Origin of the sequence: Halobellus limi (assembly GCF_004799685.1) — an archaeon.
GTDB classification, from domain to species: domain Archaea; phylum Halobacteriota; class Halobacteria; order Halobacteriales; family Haloferacaceae; genus Haloquadratum; species Haloquadratum limi.
The window spans coordinates 2,743,992-2,760,836 of record NZ_CP031311.1 but is presented as its reverse complement, the minus strand read 5'-3'; the positions used below and the strand labels follow the sequence as shown (position 1 = coordinate 2,760,836).

The 16,845-nt window shown below is 69.2% G+C and carries 17 protein-coding genes and 3 tRNA genes; 5 read left to right on the top strand and 15 right to left on the bottom strand.

All coding sequences use genetic code 11. The features are described 5' to 3' along the window. The first annotated feature begins 87 nt into the window (after positions 1 to 87). Positions 88 to 222, top strand: coding sequence for a hypothetical protein (locus DV707_RS19205; RefSeq protein WP_268806885.1), 135 nt, complete (start codon positions 88 to 90; stop codon positions 220 to 222). 86 nt (positions 223 to 308) lie between these two features. Then, positions 309 to 1,271, top strand: coding sequence for an AAA family ATPase (locus tag DV707_RS13680; RefSeq protein ID WP_103992854.1), 963 nt, complete (start codon positions 309 to 311; stop codon positions 1,269 to 1,271). A 36-nt stretch (positions 1,272 to 1,307) separates the two neighbouring features. Here the strand turns inward: DV707_RS13680 and DV707_RS13675 are convergent, their stop codons facing one another. From DV707_RS13675 to DV707_RS13660, 4 genes are all read right to left on the bottom strand, one after another. Then, the gene (locus DV707_RS13675; protein ID WP_103992853.1) at positions 1,308 to 2,048 is read right to left on the bottom strand and encodes a DUF7519 family protein; all 741 of its coding nucleotides are present in this window, start codon (positions 2,046 to 2,048) and stop codon (positions 1,308 to 1,310) included. A gap of 100 nt (positions 2,049 to 2,148) precedes the next feature. Beyond that, entirely contained in the window at positions 2,149 to 3,570 is a 1,422-nt protein-coding gene (locus DV707_RS13670) for a DUF58 domain-containing protein (protein ID WP_103992852.1), read from the bottom strand. Next, positions 3,557 to 4,285, bottom strand: coding sequence for a DUF7269 family protein (locus tag DV707_RS13665; protein ID WP_103992851.1), 729 nt, complete (start codon positions 4,283 to 4,285; stop codon positions 3,557 to 3,559). Before DV707_RS13665 ends, DV707_RS13670 begins: the two co-directional genes overlap by 14 nt. Next, the gene (locus DV707_RS13660; protein ID WP_103992850.1) at positions 4,282 to 5,124 is read right to left on the bottom strand and encodes a DUF4129 domain-containing protein; all 843 of its coding nucleotides are present in this window, start codon (positions 5,122 to 5,124) and stop codon (positions 4,282 to 4,284) included. Before DV707_RS13660 ends, DV707_RS13665 begins: the two co-directional genes overlap by 4 nt. 349 nt (positions 5,125 to 5,473) lie before the next feature. Here DV707_RS13660 and DV707_RS13655 point away from each other — a divergent pair, with 349 nt between their 5' ends. Further along, a complete protein-coding gene (locus tag DV707_RS13655; RefSeq protein WP_103992849.1) occupies positions 5,474 to 6,301 on the top strand; it encodes a ZIP family metal transporter in 828 nt (275 codons plus the stop codon). A 9-nt stretch (positions 6,302 to 6,310) separates the two neighbouring features. On the opposite strand, the gene DV707_RS13650 is transcribed toward DV707_RS13655, so the two are convergent. The 4 genes from DV707_RS13650 to DV707_RS13635 all read right to left on the bottom strand — a co-directional run bounded on the left by DV707_RS13650 (position 6,311) and on the right by DV707_RS13635 (position 7,615). Then, the gene (locus DV707_RS13650; protein ID WP_103992848.1) at positions 6,311 to 6,508 is read right to left on the bottom strand and encodes a hypothetical protein; all 198 of its coding nucleotides are present in this window, start codon (positions 6,506 to 6,508) and stop codon (positions 6,311 to 6,313) included. Then, positions 6,495 to 7,202 carry a DUF4382 domain-containing protein gene (locus tag DV707_RS13645; RefSeq protein ID WP_103992847.1) on the bottom strand — a complete coding sequence of 236 codons (708 nt, stop codon included), beginning with the start codon at positions 7,200 to 7,202 and terminating at the stop codon, positions 6,495 to 6,497. The genes DV707_RS13650 and DV707_RS13645 overlap by 14 nt, the downstream gene beginning before the upstream one ends. Positions 7,203 to 7,360: 158 nt before the next feature. Continuing rightward, positions 7,361 to 7,435 (bottom strand) — tRNA-Ile (locus DV707_RS13640). A gap of 107 nt (positions 7,436 to 7,542) precedes the next feature. Next, a tRNA-Asn gene (locus DV707_RS13635) sits at positions 7,543 to 7,615 on the bottom strand. A 196-nt stretch (positions 7,616 to 7,811) separates the two neighbouring features. On the opposite strand from DV707_RS13635, the gene cca reads away from it, so the two are divergent. Continuing rightward, complete coding sequence (gene cca, locus DV707_RS13630) at positions 7,812 to 9,227, top strand: CCA tRNA nucleotidyltransferase (RefSeq protein ID WP_103992846.1); 1,416 nt, start codon at positions 7,812 to 7,814, stop codon at positions 9,225 to 9,227. 72 nt (positions 9,228 to 9,299) lie between these two features. Here cca and DV707_RS13625 read toward each other — a convergent pair whose 3' ends face one another. The 6 genes from DV707_RS13625 to DV707_RS13600 form a co-directional block, all read right to left on the bottom strand. Further along, entirely contained in the window at positions 9,300 to 10,316 is a 1,017-nt protein-coding gene (locus DV707_RS13625) for a histone deacetylase family protein (RefSeq protein ID WP_103992845.1), read from the bottom strand. A 2-nt stretch (positions 10,317 to 10,318) separates the two neighbouring features. Next, positions 10,319 to 10,750 carry a histone gene (locus tag DV707_RS13620; RefSeq protein WP_103992844.1) on the bottom strand — a complete coding sequence of 144 codons (432 nt, stop codon included), beginning with the start codon at positions 10,748 to 10,750 and terminating at the stop codon, positions 10,319 to 10,321. Positions 10,751 to 10,913: 163 nt separating this feature from the next. Beyond that, a complete protein-coding gene (locus DV707_RS13615) occupies positions 10,914 to 12,398 on the bottom strand; it encodes a single-stranded DNA binding protein (RefSeq protein ID WP_103992843.1) in 1,485 nt (494 codons plus the stop codon). Next, positions 12,399 to 12,617: a hypothetical protein gene (locus DV707_RS13610; protein ID WP_136361885.1), complete on the bottom strand. Its 219-nt coding sequence runs from the start codon at positions 12,615 to 12,617 to the stop codon at positions 12,399 to 12,401. A 65-nt stretch (positions 12,618 to 12,682) separates the two neighbouring features. After that, positions 12,683 to 13,201 (bottom strand): hypothetical protein, encoded by a 519-nt coding sequence (locus DV707_RS13605; protein ID WP_103992842.1) that lies wholly within the window; start codon positions 13,199 to 13,201, stop codon positions 12,683 to 12,685. A 114-nt stretch (positions 13,202 to 13,315) separates the two neighbouring features. Then, on the bottom strand, positions 13,316 to 14,620 hold the full coding sequence (locus DV707_RS13600) for a dicarboxylate/amino acid:cation symporter (protein ID WP_103992841.1): 1,305 nt from the start codon (positions 14,618 to 14,620) through the stop codon (positions 13,316 to 13,318). Between the two features lie 329 nt (positions 14,621 to 14,949). Here DV707_RS13600 and DV707_RS13595 point away from each other — a divergent pair. Further along, positions 14,950 to 15,022 (top strand) — tRNA-Arg (locus tag DV707_RS13595). Positions 15,023 to 15,208: 186 nt separating this feature from the next. On the opposite strand, the gene DV707_RS13590 is transcribed toward DV707_RS13595, so the two are convergent. Next, positions 15,209 to 16,756, bottom strand: a complete 1,548-nt coding sequence (locus DV707_RS13590; protein WP_103992840.1) for a right-handed parallel beta-helix repeat-containing protein — start codon at positions 16,754 to 16,756, stop codon at positions 15,209 to 15,211. Positions 16,757 to 16,845: the final 89 nt, after the last annotated feature.

The following is a 16,845-nucleotide window of genomic DNA, read 5'->3' as shown; positions in this document are numbered from 1 at the left end:
GTCTTGTGGGTCGGTCTGTGTGCGGTCGTGGGCCGCCTATCCTACCGGTGTGGTTACACTTTTCCCTCGTGCGGTGAATCACTCGTTATGGCCCGCTACCCGCGAACCGTCCGGAGCGCGCGCGTCAAATGCATCGACTGCAATGCTCCAGCCGCGGAGACGATCGAGGAGACCTACGTCTGCGTGGAGTGCGGGAGTGCCGTGGTTTCGGCCGTCGAGTGAGTCGTGCTCCCCGTCCCCGATGAACTCGCCCACAGCGCGGCGCGTAGCCATCGCATAACGAAACCCGACGGTCGCGAAGCGTGGCTATGGCCACCGCTGATGCCGAAGCCCAGTGTGAGGCGATCCTCGACGAGGTCGCGAGCGCGGTCGTCGTCGGACGCGAGACGCTCCGAACGATCCTCGCGGGCTTCGTCGGTCGCGGGCACGTCCTCCTCGAGGACGTCCCCGGGACGGGGAAGACGCTGACCGCACGGAGTCTCGCGACGGCGCTCGATCTCTCCTTCTCGCGAGTCCAGTTCACGCCCGACCTCCTGCCGACGGACGTGACCGGGACGCACGTGTTCGACGAGCGCAGCGGTGAGTTCGAGTTCACCGAGGGCCCGATCTTCGCGAACGTCGTGTTGGCCGACGAGATCAACCGCGCCTCGCCGAAGACGCAGGCCGCGCTGCTCGAAGCGATGGAGGAGGGACAGGTGACCGTCGACGGCGAGACCCGGCCGCTGCCCGACCCGTTCTTCGTCATCGCGACGCAGAACCCCGTCGAGCAGGAGGGGACCTTCGAGCTGCCGGAGGCCCAGAAGGACCGGTTCATCGTCAAGACGAGCCTCGGTTATCCGGGGCTGGAGGGGGAACTGGAACTGATCGATCGGCGGCTGGCGCGTCGGAGCCAGCGGCCGTCGGCGAACCCCGTCTGCACGCGCGAGGCGGTCGACGACGTCCGCGCGGCCCCGGAGGACGTCCACGTCGAGGCCGACGTCCGTCGGTACGTCGCGACCGTCTCCCGGGCCACACGGGAGGACGCCCGCGTCGCGGCCGGCGCGTCGCCGCGCGGCACCCAGCGACTGCTCGAGGTGTCGCGGGCGATGGCCGTGCTCCGGGGCCGAGCGTACGTCACGCCCGAGGACGTCCAGCGAGCGGCGAAGCCCGTTCTCGCCCACCGACTCGTGCTCACGCCCGAATCGCGGGTCAACGACGTCGACGAGCGGACGGTGATCGCCGACATCTTAGACGAGATCGAGGTGCCGACCGTCAGAACGAGTCCGTCGTGAGGAAGGTTAGGCTCCGCTTTCCGCCCTTCGCCGGGGTCACTCCGAGAGCGCGGCGGCCAACAGCACCGCGGCTCCGAGGAGCAACGCCAGCGCCGGGAGGGAGAGTCCCGTGACCTGCATCGAGCGGACGAGCAGCGCGACCGTCACGGCGACGACGCCGACGACCGTGCTGGCTCCGACGTGGACGAGCGCGGCCGTCGCCGTCTCGCCGCGCCGGCCGACGTGCGTTCCCAGGTTGATCGCCTGTTCGCCGGCGTCCCAGGCGACGATTGCGAGCGCCGTCGCCGAGAGAAGCGCGACCGTGTCCGCCCCGTAGACGACGCCGCTCGTGAGGGCCGCGATCACCAGCAGCGCAGCGCCGGTCCCGACGAGGTACCGCGCCCACCGTCCCCGGCGGACGGGGAGCAGGCCGCACACGAGCGTCGTGACGCCCAGGAGCCCCGGCACGAGTTCCAGACGCGCGGTCATTCCGGTGGGTGCGTAGACGGCGAGGCCGAGCGCCACCGCGGCGCCGACGACCCCGACGCAGACCGCGAACACGGCGACCGCGCGGCGGCCGGCGTCCGCGCCGTGCTTCTCGTTCTCGGCGCCCTGAGCCTCGGTGTACAGGAGCGCGCCGCCCCCGAGCGCGAGGACGGCACCGACCTCGATCGCGACCGCCAGCAACTGCGAGGGGTCGTTGGCGACGGCCGCGACCGAAAGTACGGCCGCCGCGGTCGCCAGCACGGCCGCGACGACGGTCGGACGGTCGTCGTGGGCGCGAACGACCGTGCTCATCGCCGGTCCCTCCGAGCGGGGGCCGGCACGGTCCGGGTCACGAGCGATCCCTCTGGAACCGCGGTCGGGAACCGTCGCGTCGCGGTCGACGCTCCCCGGGTCATCGCGACCTCCGTTCGGCCGCGCGCAGGAGCGCGGCCCCCAGCGACTCGGCGGTGTCCCAGTCGACGACCGGGACGCCGGCGCGCTGCAGCGAGTGACTCCGGTTCGCCCGCCGGGTTCGGGCCAGGCGACCGCCGACCGTCTCCGCGGTCGTGACGTCGGGGCTGACGACGGTGACGGCGTTCCCGCCGGCCTCCAGCGTCAACGCCGCTTCGACGACGTCGTCATCGAGCAGCGGCGAGAGCAGGAGGACCTGCGTCTCGCCGTCGAGCCGCCGCCGCAACTCCGCGGTCTGTTCTGTCGCCTTCGACTCGCCGCCGTCGGCGATTCCGGGGCGAGCCGTGGGCGACTCACGCGGGAGGGAGAGCGACTCCAGCGTCCCCGCGAGCGGGTCCAGCGTCTCCGGGACCAGCGGTCCGAAGAGCGGGCTCGACGGACCCCCGGACCGGTCACGGCTCCCCGAGCGCGACCCGGATCCGTCGGGGGGACGTGGCGACAGCGTCGGATGCGTCGCCAACACCCGACGCAGTCGCGCGTCGTGCTCTGCGCCCATACCGGGCGCTTCCCAGAGGAAATCGCGACCGAAGGCGGCGAGACCGGCTCGGTCGTGGGTCTCCGAGAGGGCCGCACAGATCTCTCGGGCGGCCGCGACGCCGTGAGAGACCGCGTGGGGCTCCCCCTCGCGGGCGCGGTAGGCGGGCGGCCGAGCGTCGACGCAGACGACGACCGAGGCGGCGCGCTCCTCGCGGAACTCGACGGTCGTGAGCGTTCCCGTCCGGGCGTACCGCCGCCAGTCGATGCGGTTCAGCGGGTCGCCGGCGCGGTAGGTCCGCGTGCGGTCGAACTCGATCCCGCTCCCGCCCGAGTCGGTGGCGATCCGGCCGGGACGCCGGCCCGTCTGGGCGCGCAGCGGCACCACCGGCACCGCCGCGTGACAGTCGATTTCGGCGTCGGCCGAGACGGTCGTCTCCCGCTCCCGCATCCCGCTGACGTCGCGGGCGATGACCGTCGTCTCTCCGAACGAGTGAGTCCCGTGGCGGGCGGTCAGTTCGTAGGAGAACCTCGTCGTCTCCCCCGGTCGAAGCGCCGTCGCGTGTCTCGCCGACCCGCCGCTCACCGGGAGCATCGGCGGGACGCCGTCGACGATTCTGACGTCCGGCAGGGTCGATTCCCCGGCGTTGCGGACGGTGACCGTCACCTCGGTCGGCTCGTCGTGGGTCGGCGCGCGGTCGCTGACCGCCCTGTCGACCTCGACGTCCACGGTCGGCCCGGACGTGACCTGCGGGTAGACGGCGAAGGCGACGCCGACGACCGCACACAGGAGGACGTCCGGACGCTTCGCGAACACGCCGATAGCGCCGGCGAACAGGGCGACGGCCACCACGCCCCGCCAGCGCCCGGTCGTCCTACGCGTCGACATCGGCCACCTCCGATCGGGTCGTCTCGCCGGCCGGATCGTGTTCCTCGCCGTCGGATGTGCCGGGTCCGCTGCCGTCAGCCACGCCGAAGCCGCGGCTTCCCGGCCGATCGTGACGTGTCTCACTCGCGCGCTTCGGCTGATCGTCGTACGCGGCGACGGCCGCGGCCGTGCGGCGGAGCCGACGTCGAAACCGTACGACCGCCCGGAGCCGATCGAGCACGCCCGTGAGCTCCCGGTCTTCCGACGCGAGGAACGCGTTGGCCGCGGGATCGTCCGCCCAGCGACCGTCGTCGACCCGCTCGCGCGCCTCCGAGCGCGAGCAGCCACCGACGCGCATCACGGTCTTGACCGCCGTCGCCCGGAGGGATTCGCGGACCGCCTCGCTCCGATCGGCGGACAGGCCGACGAGCGCCCCCCGTCTCCCGGTGGCCAGCCGATCGAACGCCGTTCCGGGCGCCGGCCCGCTCGGGACGCCCTCCGGATCGGGCGGCCGCGCCTGGTCGATCCCCGACCGGAGCCGCCCCCCGAGCGCCGCCAGGACCGCGGTCACCGCCAGGACCCCGATCGGGACGACGAACAGGTAGTCGTTGCCGGCCGCTTCGACGAGCCCCTCGGCGTACTGCTCCGCTCCCGTTCCCGGCGCGACGGCGACCAGGACCGCCCCCGCGAGCACGACTCCCCCGCCGGCGGCGAGGGCGTCTCTGAGTCGGGTCACTCCGACTCACCGCCTCCTGTCGTTGCATCCCCGGACTCGTCGTCGCGGTCGCCGCCGTCGGCGTACGCCGACGGATCGAGCGGGGGGTCCGTCAGATCGAGCGCCCGGTAGCTCTCCCGGGCGCGTCGCCGGCGCTCGCCCGTCAGGGGTCGCTCCCCGTAACGGATGGCGGCGAACACGTCGGCGAGATCCCGCACGGCGTCGGGGTCGTGCCCGCGATCGATCGCCCGGCGGACGACGCCGCTGACGGTCGTCGTTTCCGGGCTTTCGACGTCGAGCGAGCGGACCACCGCCCCCCAGATGCGGTCGATCTCGGTCGCCGGGTCCACCGCGACCGGGTCGCTCTCCTCGCCCCGGTCTCGCCCGCCGCGGTTGGAGCCGCGGAACGCTCGGGCAAGCAGGCCACGCACCCGCGCTCGGTAGCGGTACCCCAGCGTGCTCCCGACGGTGAGGAACCCGAGCGTGATCAGCCAGGTGAGGCCGCTCCGAAGCATCGCGAGCAGCCTCGCCCAGGGGCTCGGTTCGCGGAGCTGTGATCCGGTTCGGGACGCGTCCTGCTGCTGTGACTGCCGCTCCGGCGCGCCCGACGCGGCGGCGTTCCGGGCGGCCGCGTCGCGAGACGACCTCTCCCGCGTCTCCCGTTCACCGCCCTGTCGACGCTGCATTTCGCGCTCGATCGACCCAGCGACGCCCCCGTCGACCGGCAGCTCCGCCCAGTCGACGTTGATCACGTCGTCGGGATCCGTCGAGAGGGTTGCGTCGAGGGTGGTCGCAGAGACGCCGACGGCCAGGACGCACGACACCGCGATCACCAGTGAGACGGCTCTCTCCGCCTTCATCGGTGGTGTCGCCGTCGCGCGATTGGCCTCGAAACCAGTACTGTGACTCCCATTTCGATCCCTACCCCTACACGACGTGGTAACGTCCCCGCTCGGCTATTGTTAGGGACCGAATACCGGATCGAAACCGTATTTTCGACGGCCGGGGCGCGGTCCCGTGGGGCGGTATCTCTCCGGATCGAACGACGTCCGACCGACAATATAAGACGTTCCGCGCCGAGTTCCCTGCTGTGATCGACCCTTCGAGGTGCCGGCGGCCCGACGGCGGCCACGTCACTCGGGACGGTCGTCGACGGCGCGCGCTCGCTCCCACCGCTCGGCCCCGCCGGGCCGGGCCGGAGGCGGCGTCGTGATCGCCGAGCTGTTCGTCGAGTGGTTCGGCTCGAACCCGGTCGTCCACGCCCTCGTCGGGGGGCTCGTCATCGCCGGGATGAACCTCTTCGGGGCGTCCCTGGTGCTGGTCTGGCGGAACCCCTCCGAGCGCGCGCTCGACGGCGCCCTGGGCTTCGCCGCGGGCGTGATGCTCGCGGCCAGTTTCACGAGTCTCATCATCCCGGGCATCGAGATCTACTCGAACGGGAACCCGATCCCGACGCTCGTCGGCGTCCTCCTCGGCGCGCTCTTTCTGGACCGCTCCGACGGCCTCGTTCCGCACGTGCACTACCTCCTGACCGGACGGCGGCGCTCCGACGCGGCGAACCCGAGCGACGCGCTCCCGCTCGACGACGAACGGCTCGTCCCGGTCGTGCTCTTCATCTTCGCGATCACGATCCACAACATGCCCGAGGGGCTCGCCGTCGGCGTCGGGTTCGGCAGCGGCGACGTCGCGGGCGCGATCCCGCTGATGCTCGCGATCGGGATCCAGAACATCCCCGAGGGGCTCGCGGTGTCGGTCGCGGCCGTCAACGCCGGGCTCAACCGACGCGCCTACGCCGTCTTCACCGGCATCCGCTCGGGCGTGGTCGAGATCCCGCTGGCCGTCCTCGGCGCCTACGCCGTCCAGACGGTCTCCGTACTGCTCCCCTACGCGATGGGCTTCGCCGCCGGCGCGATGCTGTTCGTCATCAGCGACGAGATCGTCCCCGAGACGCACACGGGCGGCCACGAGCGGATCGCGACGCTCGGCACGATCGTCGGCGTCGTCGTGATGCTGTATCTCGATATCTCGCTCGGCTGACGTCAGCCGTCAGAGCGGCCCGAGCCCCACCGCGCCCAGCAGCCACAGCGCGATGCTGACGACGAGGGCGACGAGGACGATCCGCCAGGCGAGCGCCAGCACGATGCGTCCCACCACGATCACGAGAAGCAGGACGAGCAGCGTCGCGACGATCCCCGGCGGCGAGGTCAGCGGGCCGCCGATCAACAGCGCGCTACTGGGACCCATCCCCGGCCTCGTCTCCGTATTCCACCCGAGTCCCGCTCGCGACCGGCTGGAGCAGGTACCGATCGGTCCGCCCCCGACGAACGGGCGTGAAGTCCCCCGTGAAGGTCGTCACCTGATCTTCGCGGATCTCGAAGGGCTCCTTGAACTGCAGGGGCGCACTCCCGGGGGTGTCGACCTCGGCCTCGTCGCCGCCGTCGAGCACCCCCTCCACGTCCGTCACGTCGAGTTGCAGGAACTCGTAGGTCCCGACGTCGAGTTCGCGCTCGTCGATCAGTTGCGTGTTTCCGTTCTGTAGCTCCACGAGGTCGGCCTCCTGCGGTTCCTCGAACTCGTGGTACTCCCGGGCGTCGCTCTCGTCGACCTCCGCCTCGGTCCCTTCCTCCGCCGCGCCGGTCTCGGTCTGTGTGCCGTCGGTCTGATCGCCGTCGGTTCCGCTGTCGTCTCCCTCTGTCTCCGCGGTCTCGGTGTCGTCGTCGCCCCCGCTCGGCTTGACCCAGATCCCCTGGATCGTGACGACGCACGACTCGAAGTCGGCGATGTCGCCGGGTTGATCCGTCACCTGCGTGGCGAGCGTTCCGGTCGCCGACGCGGTCCCGGCACACCCCGCCAGCCCGACCGTTCCCGCCGCCGCCACTCCCGTCGCCTTGAGGTACGTCCGTCTGCTCAGCTCGGTCTTCGATTTCGTTCGGTTCATCGTGTCCGATCCATCGACCGGACACCACTTAGTCCGGCAACACTCTGAACCAGGATATCGCCGGTTTACTCCCGTTGAAGGCTACTTTCGGCGTTTTAAACGAATCCAAACTCGGCTTTATTGGGACGGCACCGGCTCACGAGCGATTCGTTTCGTGATGGGCCCTAGGGGGTTCGAACCCCTGACCACCCGGTTATGAGCCGAGCGCTCTGACCAGACTGAGCTAAGGGCCCGGCGGTCTACCGTTTCCCGGTCTCCCCCTTAGACGTGTCGTTGGCGGGCGGTACGCCGAGAGGAGGAGCAAATTTGCCACTCCGAAGTCGACGTCGAGAGAAACTGACGCCGTCGCCAGGGCTCGAACCTGGGACCACCTCGTTAACAGCGAGGTGCTCTACCAACTGAGCTACGACGGCTCGGCGTGCCTGCACACGAATGTACACCGAGGTAGTATGATAGGGCTTTCGTTTTCACCGCACGGGTGCGAGGTGACGGCACGCCGCCGGGACGAGAGTCGCTCGTTCGGCCGGCGTCGGCGTCTCCGATCCGTCGGCGTCGACGTCCGTCCGCATCGACACCCTTTCGCCGGACCCTCTCGAAGCCGTGACAACGATGGCCGACGCCGACGCGAGACGGCGGGTGATAGAGCGGGTCCGAGAGCGCGTCACCCCCGACGCGGACGAGCGCGAAGCGATGCGGGCCGCGGTCTCGACGCTCACCGCGCGGATCGAAGCCGCGGTCTCGGACCTCCCGGTCGACGCCGACGTCGTCCAGGTCGGATCGACCGCCCGCGGGACCTGGCTCGCGGGCGACCGCGACATCGACCTCTTCGTGCGGTTCCCGGCCGACCTCGACCGCGAGACGCTGGAGCGCTACGGGCTCGAAATCGGCAACGCGGTCCTCCCCGACGGCCACGAGGAGTACGCCGAACACCCCTACGTCACCGGCGAGTTCGAGGGCTTCGACGTCGATCTCGTGCCCTGCTACGACGTCGGCGACGGGTCCGCCCTCCAGTCGGCGGTCGATCGGACGCCGCACCACAACGCCTACCTGCGCGAGCGGATCGACGACGACCTCGCCGGCGAGATGCGCGTGTTCAAGCAGTTCCTGAAGGGGATCGGCGTCTACGGGAGCAACCTGAAGACCGAGGGGTTCTCCGGGTACCTCTCGGAACTGCTCGTCCTCGAACACGGCGACGTCGAGACGCTCCTGGCCGCCGCGGCCGACTGGCACCCGCCGGTCGTCTTCGATCCCGAGGACCACGCGACGAGATCGCACGACGACCCGCTCGTGATGGTCGACCCGACGGACCCCGCGCGGAACGTCGCGGCGGTCTGCGCCGCGGAGAACGTCGCCCGCCTGCAGCACTACGCCCGGGCGTTCCTTTCGGCCCCGAGCGAGGGGATCTTCGAGCCGCGAGAGCCCGAGCCGATCGGCCCCGACGCCGTCCGCGCGCATCTCGACCGCCGCGGGACGACGCCCATCGCGGTCGTCTTCGACGCGCCGGACCTCGTCGACGATCAGCTGTACCCCCAGCTCCGGAAGTCGCTGTCGGGCGTCCGCGACGAACTCGCCCGCCGGGGGTTCGAGCCGATTCGGGCGACGACGTTCGCCGACGAGCGCGCGGTCCTGTTCGTCGAACTCGCCCGCCGAACCCTCCCGTCGATCGAACGCCACGGCGGGCCGCCGGTGCACGTCCGGGCGCACGCCGAGGGGTTCTACGAGGCGTACGCGGACGCAGAGGCGGCGCCGAACGGCGGCGACAGGGAGACGCCTCCCGGGGGCGACGCCCCGCCCGACACCTACGGGCCGTTCGTCGACGGCGAGCGCTACGTCGTCGAGCGCGAGCGGGAGTTCACCGACGCCGCGGAACTGCTCCGCTCGGCGGAACTGTTCTCGGTCGGCCTCGGGGCCCGGGTCGAAACGGCGCTCGAAACCGAGTACGACGTCCTCGTCGGCGACGAGGTCGCGACGCTGTCCGAGGAGTTCGGAGGCGAGTTGGCGTCGTACTTCGACCCCCGACCGTAGGGCGGATCGGTCCCGACCACTTCGGCGGATGAGGCCGCCGGGCCGGGTTCCTGTCCGCTCGTTGACCCGCCGTCAGCCGTCGAGATCGTGCGCCCGACGCACGTCCTCGACGAGTTGCTCGGTCGACTCGCCGGGGTCTCCGTCGGGCTCCACCGGCGACCGGCCGTCGAAGGTCTCGTGGACGGTCGCGACGCCCTCCGAGAGCGTGTCGAGCCCGTACCCGCCTTCGAGGACGAACGCCAGCCCCGCGTCGGCGTCGTCGGCGATCGAGCGGACGCGGTCGGTCAGCAGGGCGTACCCCTCCGTCGAGACGCGCATCCGCGAGATCGGGTCGTGCCGGTGGGCGTCGAACCCGGCGCTGACGACGAAGAGGTCCGGATCGAACCGCTCGACGACGGGACGGAGCAGTTCCTCGGCCGCGAGGAGGTAGTCCTCGTCGCCCGCGCCGGCCGACAGCGGGACGTTCAGTGTGGTCCCCTCGCCGTCTCCCGTTCCGGTCTCCTCGATCTCGCCGGTTCCGGGGTAGAGCCCGTCCTCGTGGACCGACGCGTAGAGGACGTCGCCCTGGTCGTAGAAGATGTCCTGGGTGCCGTTGCCGTGGTGGACGTCCCAGTCGAAGATGACCGCGCGCTCGACGTCGGAATCGGGGTCGTCGATGAGCGTCTGGGCGGCGACGGCGGCGTTGTTTATGAAGCAGAACCCCATCGCGTCGTCCGCGACGGCGTGATGTCCGGGCGGGCGACCGATCGAGAAGGGCGTGTCGCGTCCGCTCGCCCCTTCTGTGGCCTCCCGCGCGGCCCACTGTGCGAGGCCCGCCGAGGCCGTCGCGGCCTCCCAGGTGGCCTCGGAGGCGACGGTGTCGGGGTCCCAGTTGCCGCCGCCGTCCCGGCAGAACTCGCGGACCTCCTCGACGTAGTCGTCGTCGTGGACCGAGGCGACCGACTCCTCGTCGGCCGGGTCCGCCTCGACGTAGGAGATCCCGTGCCGCTTCGCGAGCGCCCGGCGAATCGCTCGCAGACGGTCGGCGGTCTCCGGGTGCCGTTCGCCGGTATCGTGTGCGAGACAGGTCTCGCTGTAGCCGAACTGCATCGCTACTCGAAGAGGGCGAAGTACGTCTCGATGTCTTCGGCCTGGACGGTCCGCCGGTCCGCGTGCCGCGCGAGCGTCGCGGCCGCGCTCGCGACGTTGTCGGCGTAGTCCTCGAGGATGTCCGCCAGCGCGATCCGTGCATCCATCGAGACGCGGTAGCGGTCGTCGATCCGGAGGCGGGCGATGCGGTCGATCGGCGCGATCGGCAGTTCGAGGTCGCGACGGCTCACGACCTGCTGGACGTCGAAGTCCTCGGCCATCAGCGTCTTTCTGTCGTCTGCGGCCGCCCGCTCGGCGGCGTCGACGGCGAGCGCCGCTCCGTGCGCCTGGACGCGGCGAGCGAGCTCCTCTGCGGCCCCGGAGCTGACCCGGAGGTCGCCGGCTCTCCGTCGAATGATCGCGTCCACGGGGGCGAACGGCAATTCGACACTCATTACCACTATATCGTGTTCGACCGGCGTATAATCCTTTCCGTAGGCCGCTCCGTCCGCCTTCGACGCTCTCGGCGGCGCAGCGGCTCTCGATCGGAGCGATCCGTCCGGGCGCAGTGCGACGGTCACCCGAGCGACGCGTCCGGGGCGATACGCGGCCGCGCGCTCAGCCCGACCGCTCGACGTCCTCGGCGGTGATCGTCCCGTCGGCGAGCGGTCCGCTCACGGTCACCTTCTCGCCGAGCCGCAGCGACTCGTCGGTCTCGACGCTCCGCGTCTCGCTCCCGTCGTCGAGGACGACCGGACTCCCGGCCTGGACGACCGTCCCGGTGAACGTCTCCGTCTCCGCCTCTCCGTCGGCCTCGCCGGGACGCTCCGCCACGGCCGCCGCGGCGGAACCGCCGCCGTCGCTGGCTGTGCCCCCGACGCCGGACGCAGTCGAGTCGGACTCCGAGTCACCCGTGCCCGCCGGCGATCCGCCGGCCTCGAACGCGCCCAGACCGGTCGACTGCGCCGCCTCCGTGTCGGTGTCGGCGGCGTCCTCCGGCGCGTCGTCCATCACGCTGACCGTCGACTGCCACCCCGCGGAGGCCTCGAGGTCGTCCTGCCAGCCGTCCTGGATCTCCACGTCGGTGAAGACCACGTAGTCCGCGAGGTCGACGTCGAGGTCGGCCTTGTCGCCCCACAGGGCGACGCGGATGTCGCCGGTGTCGTCTTTCACCCGAACGTTCCGGACCTGCCCCTCGGAGCCGTCGTCGCGGTCGAACGTCCGCTTCGGATCGGTCTCGATGACGCCGCCGGCGATGTCGACGGTCTCGCCGATCTCCAGCGAGTCGACGGCGCGGGTGTCGGGGACGTACTCGATCTCCTCGTCGAGTTCGTCGACCGCGCCGCGGTTGCCGACGTGTAATTCGAGCGTCCCGTCCCGCTCGCGGACGTAGCCGTCGACGACTTCCGCCGACTGGCCGGCCTCGAACTCGGTGGCGACGTCGGCCTTCTCGTCCCACAGCGTCACTCGGATTCGGCCGGTCGGATCGCCGAGCGTCAGGTTCGCCACCCGGCCCTCGGAGCCGTCGTCGCGGTCGAACGTCCGCACGCTGTCGGTGCTGAGGATCCGGCCCTTCAGGTTGACGTCCGAGAGTCCGAGCGCGAGGTCCTCGACGCGGTAGGTGTCACGGGCCTCGACGTCCACTTCGGCGTCAGGCGCGGGTTCGACCTTGTCGACGTCGACCTCGATGCCGTTGTACCCGTCTTTCGGGCGACCCGCCACGCGGAGCGTCTGGCCGGTTTCGAGGCTCTCGACGGCGTCCTCGGCCATATCGTCCCACATCGTGATCCGGATCCGGCCGGTCTCGTCGGCGACGTCGACGTTTACGACCTTCCCGTCCTCGTCCTCGCCGTCCCGTTCGAAGGTTCGGAGGTCGCCGACGCTCATCACCTTCGCGAGGAACTTCACGTCGTTCATCCCCGGCGCGACGTCGGCGACGCCCTCGACCTCCTCGTCGCGGAGTTCGTGGGCGATGAGCATCGCCGCGGTCTCCTCGTCGGCGAGGCCGCCCATCTGTTCGACCTTGTCCTCGACGGCCGCCTCGAACTCCTCGAACTCGACGTCGGTGTCGAGGTCCTCGTACACCTCTTCGATCGCACCCATCTACGCGACACCCCCGTCGCGCCGACGGCCGTCGGGTCCGAGCGCGAAACCCGCGGTTCGAGCGGCTACGGCCACAGACATATCCACAGCCAAGGCAGGCCGCCGCTTAAGCGTTGTCTTGTCGGCGGTGTCGATTCGGAGTCGGGCCGCGGTCTTTTCCCGCACACCGTCGGCGACGACCCCTCGCAGTCTCCCGATTCCGCTGTCGATTCCTGGCACACCGAGTGTGGGCTCGGCTTCCTATAAGAACGTTCGCGGCCCGAGTCCGACGCACTCCCGACCGCTTACCTCGTCACGTCGACGACTGTTCGACGCCCATCGACGTCATCATGGACGACGCGCACGCTGATCGGTTCGATCCCGTCCGCCTCGATCTCGACCTCGTAGCCGAGGTTCACCAGCGCCTCCGTGCACGCCTCGTCTTCGCCGCTCTCGTCGACGGCGGCGACGACCACGACGAGTTCCCGGCTCTCGGTGTCGTAGTCGACCTCCTGCAACCGCGGGACGTTACAGCCGTTGTTCCCGACCACGCACCCGACGACCGAGACCGCCTCGTCACCGAGACTGACCGTCGCCGCACCCGGATTCGGACACTCCTCGCGCGGCACGAGATTCGCGGAGATGCGTCCCGGTGTGACGGTTTCGTCAGGCGTCTCGGTTTCGTTAGTCGGCGCGTCCGTCTCGCTTTGTTCGTCGGTGGTGTTCGTCCCGTCCGAATCGCCCGGCGGGGCGGCGCCGGTACAGCCGGCGAGCGCGAGGGGGAGGGCGACGGCGAGGCCTGACAGGACGGTTCGGCGGTGCATACCTCCCCGTATCACGGGTGATCCAAAAGAGGTGCCGGAGGTTCAAACGGATCCTTGTCCCATCCGAGGTCGCGTTCGAGGTATGAGCCTCGATCGCGACTCACGGAGAAAGACTCAGTCGCCGCCGGGCACGACGGTGCCGAGACGCTCTCTCCCGCGGGTCCACACCCCCTCCTCGAAGTCGACCGCGTCGTTCCACTTGCCGACGACGGTCGAGACCGCGAGGTCGCCGGTGACGTTGTTCATCGTCGCGATCCGGCCGAGGATCGGGTCGACGCCGGCGACGAAGCCGACGACCTCCAGCGGGAGGCCGACCTGCGTGAGGATCACGGTGAGCATCACGATGCCCGCGCCGGGGACGCCAGCGGTGCCGATGCTGATGAGGACGGCGACCAGCAGGACGAACGCCTGCTCGGTCAGCGCCAGCGGCTGACCGACGACGTTGGCGGCGAACATCACCGTGATCGCCTGCCGGATGGCCGCGCCGTCCATGTTCGCCGTCGCGCCGACCGGGAGCGCGAAGGAGTACACGCGCTCTTCGATCCGCAGGTCCTCCTCGGCGTTCCGCATCGTCACGGGCAGCGTCCCGCTGGAGGAGCGCGTCGCGAACGCGGTCAGCATCGCGTCCTTCGCGCCCGCGAGGAACGAGACCGGCGAGACGCCGACGACGACGCCCATCAGGAGGAACAGGTACGTGAAGGCGATGTGGACGGCGACCCCGACCGCGACGGCCAGGACGAGCGCACCGAGGGAGGTGAACACGCCGATTCCCTCGGTTCCGATCCCGGCGGCCATCAGCGCGAAGACGCCGACGACGCCGTACTCGAGCACGCCGCGGACGACGACGAACATCGCCTCCGCGCCGACCTCGAAGGCCTCGAACACGGAGTCGACGCTCTCGGCGTACTCCTCTTTTCGCGCGCGGACGTACGTGAGCGCGATCCCGAAGACGATCACGAAGAAGACCGTCCCGAGGAGGTTGCCGTCGGCCATCGCCGCCACCGGGTTGTTCGGGACGAGGCCCAGGAGCACCTCCGTGACCGACGGCGGGGCCTGCGACTGCGCCTCGCCGCCGGCGAACTCGACGCCGCGCCCCGGCTGGAGGACGTTCGCGACGGCGAGGCCGATGATCCCCGCGACGGTCGTCGTCGCGGCGTACAGCCCGACGGTCGCGCCGCCGATCCGCCCGAGCCGCGCGGGCGAGAGCTGTCTGATCCCGGTGAGCAACGTAAAGACGATTATCGGGATGACGAGCATATTGAGCAGTCGGAGGAACAGGTCGCCGAGCGGGGCGACGACGGCCATCCGCTCGCCGAAGGCGATACCCGCTGCCGAGCCGAGCACGAAGGCGACGAAGATCCGATAGATGAGCGCGACGGACCGATACTGTCGCCAGAGGGACCGAATTAGCTGTACCATAACCGGATCAAGACCACGGGACCCTAAAGACTCCCGCGTCTCGTCAGTTTCTGAAGCCACCTGCGACGGCGGGAATTCGACAGGGCAGCGATTAACGCCGGATGTGACTCACATATTTCTCGGACCGACACAATCACGTAACATTCTGCCAGTTCTCTGTGGCATCTGCGTCGTCGCTCGAATCCTGGGATCTTCGCAGATAGCAGAAAATGTTGCTGCTTACACTACGAGACCCGAACCCGTCCGGGTGAATCGCTGCCGTGTGGTGCGGTGTCGCGCTCCCGTCGCATCGTAACCCTCATAAGTGAACCCGCAGTACGGAGAAGTGAGTCCTGATAGGGTAGTGGACTATCCTCTTGGCTTGCGGAGCCAGGGACCGGAGTTCAAATCTCCGTCAGGACGCTCACTTCGTTCGCGACCTGACTTGCTCCACGCTCGCGTCCGCTCGCGTGGAACTCCGTCAGGACGTTTCTCTGCAGCACAACACGACGAGCGGAGCGAGGAGTCTGCGTCTCGCGAAACTCCGACCGGAGATTTGAGCAGGGACGCTTCTGCGAGCCGCCCGCGTCCCGGGATATCCGTAGTTCGCTACTCCGACTCAGCGAAGGGAGCGAACGTGGTCCGTACCAGATCGAGCGGGAGTCCGACCTCTTCGCCGTCGCCGTTCGTGGGCTGGATCGCCTCGTGGGCGACCGTCGCCTCGGGGTCGTGGACGCTGTGTTCGACGTCGACCTGAACGTCCTGCGATTCGTCGACGAACACCCAGCTACCGCAGTCCTCTCCCCAGGGACCCTCGCCGCTCGGGCCGCCGTTGCAAGTGGTGTCTCCCGTCGCAGTTATGAGGTAGCCGCGGAACCGTTGTGAGGAATTCGGGACGTCGACGACGACGCCCTCGTCGCTCCAGCCGTTCCGGGCCTCTCGCCGTATGTAGAACGTCTCTTCCCAGCCGTTCCCATTGGGGACACAGGCGACCTCGTCGTCGCCGATCACCTTCGCGAACGACGACTGACTGATGTAGCCGACCTGTTCTTGCCCGCCGATGCAGACGCCCTCGCCGTCTTCGATCCGCTCGACCGACCACGGGGTGACGTCGATGCTTTCGGTGACGCGTTCGCCCCTCGGATCGCTCTGGGGGTTGTTCGGGTGCTTCGGACCGCTCTCGTGACCCCAGTAGTTGCATTCCGCGTCGACTTCGTTCTCGAACTCCTTCCGGAAGAACGCCCCGTACTCCTCGTTATTTTCGATGTTGTTATATTTGAGTACGGCGCTGCCCACTTCGATTCCATCCGCGTAGTACCCGTCCCGATTGCCGGCGAGCGTACACTGTCTCACTTCGAAATATCCGTTGCGGTGGTTGATTCCGGGGCCCTCGTTATCGTGGATGTAACAGTCCGTGATGCGAACGGGCTCGTCGGGGGCGTTGTGCATATCGCCCACTCCCGTTGCGATTCCCTCCTCGCTGGATCCGGCGATCACGCTCCCCTCGATTCTCGTGTCGGGGTTTATTGTGAACCAGACCGGACCCCCGTTCCCGACGATCTCACACTCCTCGACAACCACTGACCCACGGCAACACATCCCAATTGGAGCGCCGCCGTTGTCGCGTATCTCGCAGTTTCGGACGGTCAGGGTCTCGTTACTGAGGTAAATGCCGTACCCGTCGTTGTCCCGAACGACCGAGTTCGTACAGGTGAGGTCCGATAACTCGCCCCGTATCCCCTCGGCGTTTCCCTCGACTGTCACGGAATCGATCGCGACGACCGACCCGTACTCCGGTGCGATCCCTCGATCGAAATTCCGAACCGTGAGGTTTCGTACCGTCGATTCCGGCCCGTACATCCCGATCCGGACCCCTACTCCGTCGCCGTCTCCTTCGAGCGTGTAGCCGTTCCCGTCGAGCGTGACATCGCCCGCTTGAATCGCGATACACGCGTCGTCGTCGGGACCGAGGGTTCCGCCTCCCGTGATGTCGTTATTGAGCTCGTATTCGCCGGGTTCGTCGATGGTCGTACAGTCCTCGATGCCTTCGGGCGCGGCCTGTGAGACCATCGGGACCAGTCCGGTCACTGCTCCGAAGGACCCGATAGCCCCGAACTTGAGCGCGCCACGCCGAGTCGTTCGCCGCCGATCAGTCATACCGTACGGACCACGCGAACCGGTTTTGTTAGCATTCTAATATTTGATTAATACGATGCTTACCTCGATCAGTCCCGATCATCGACAGT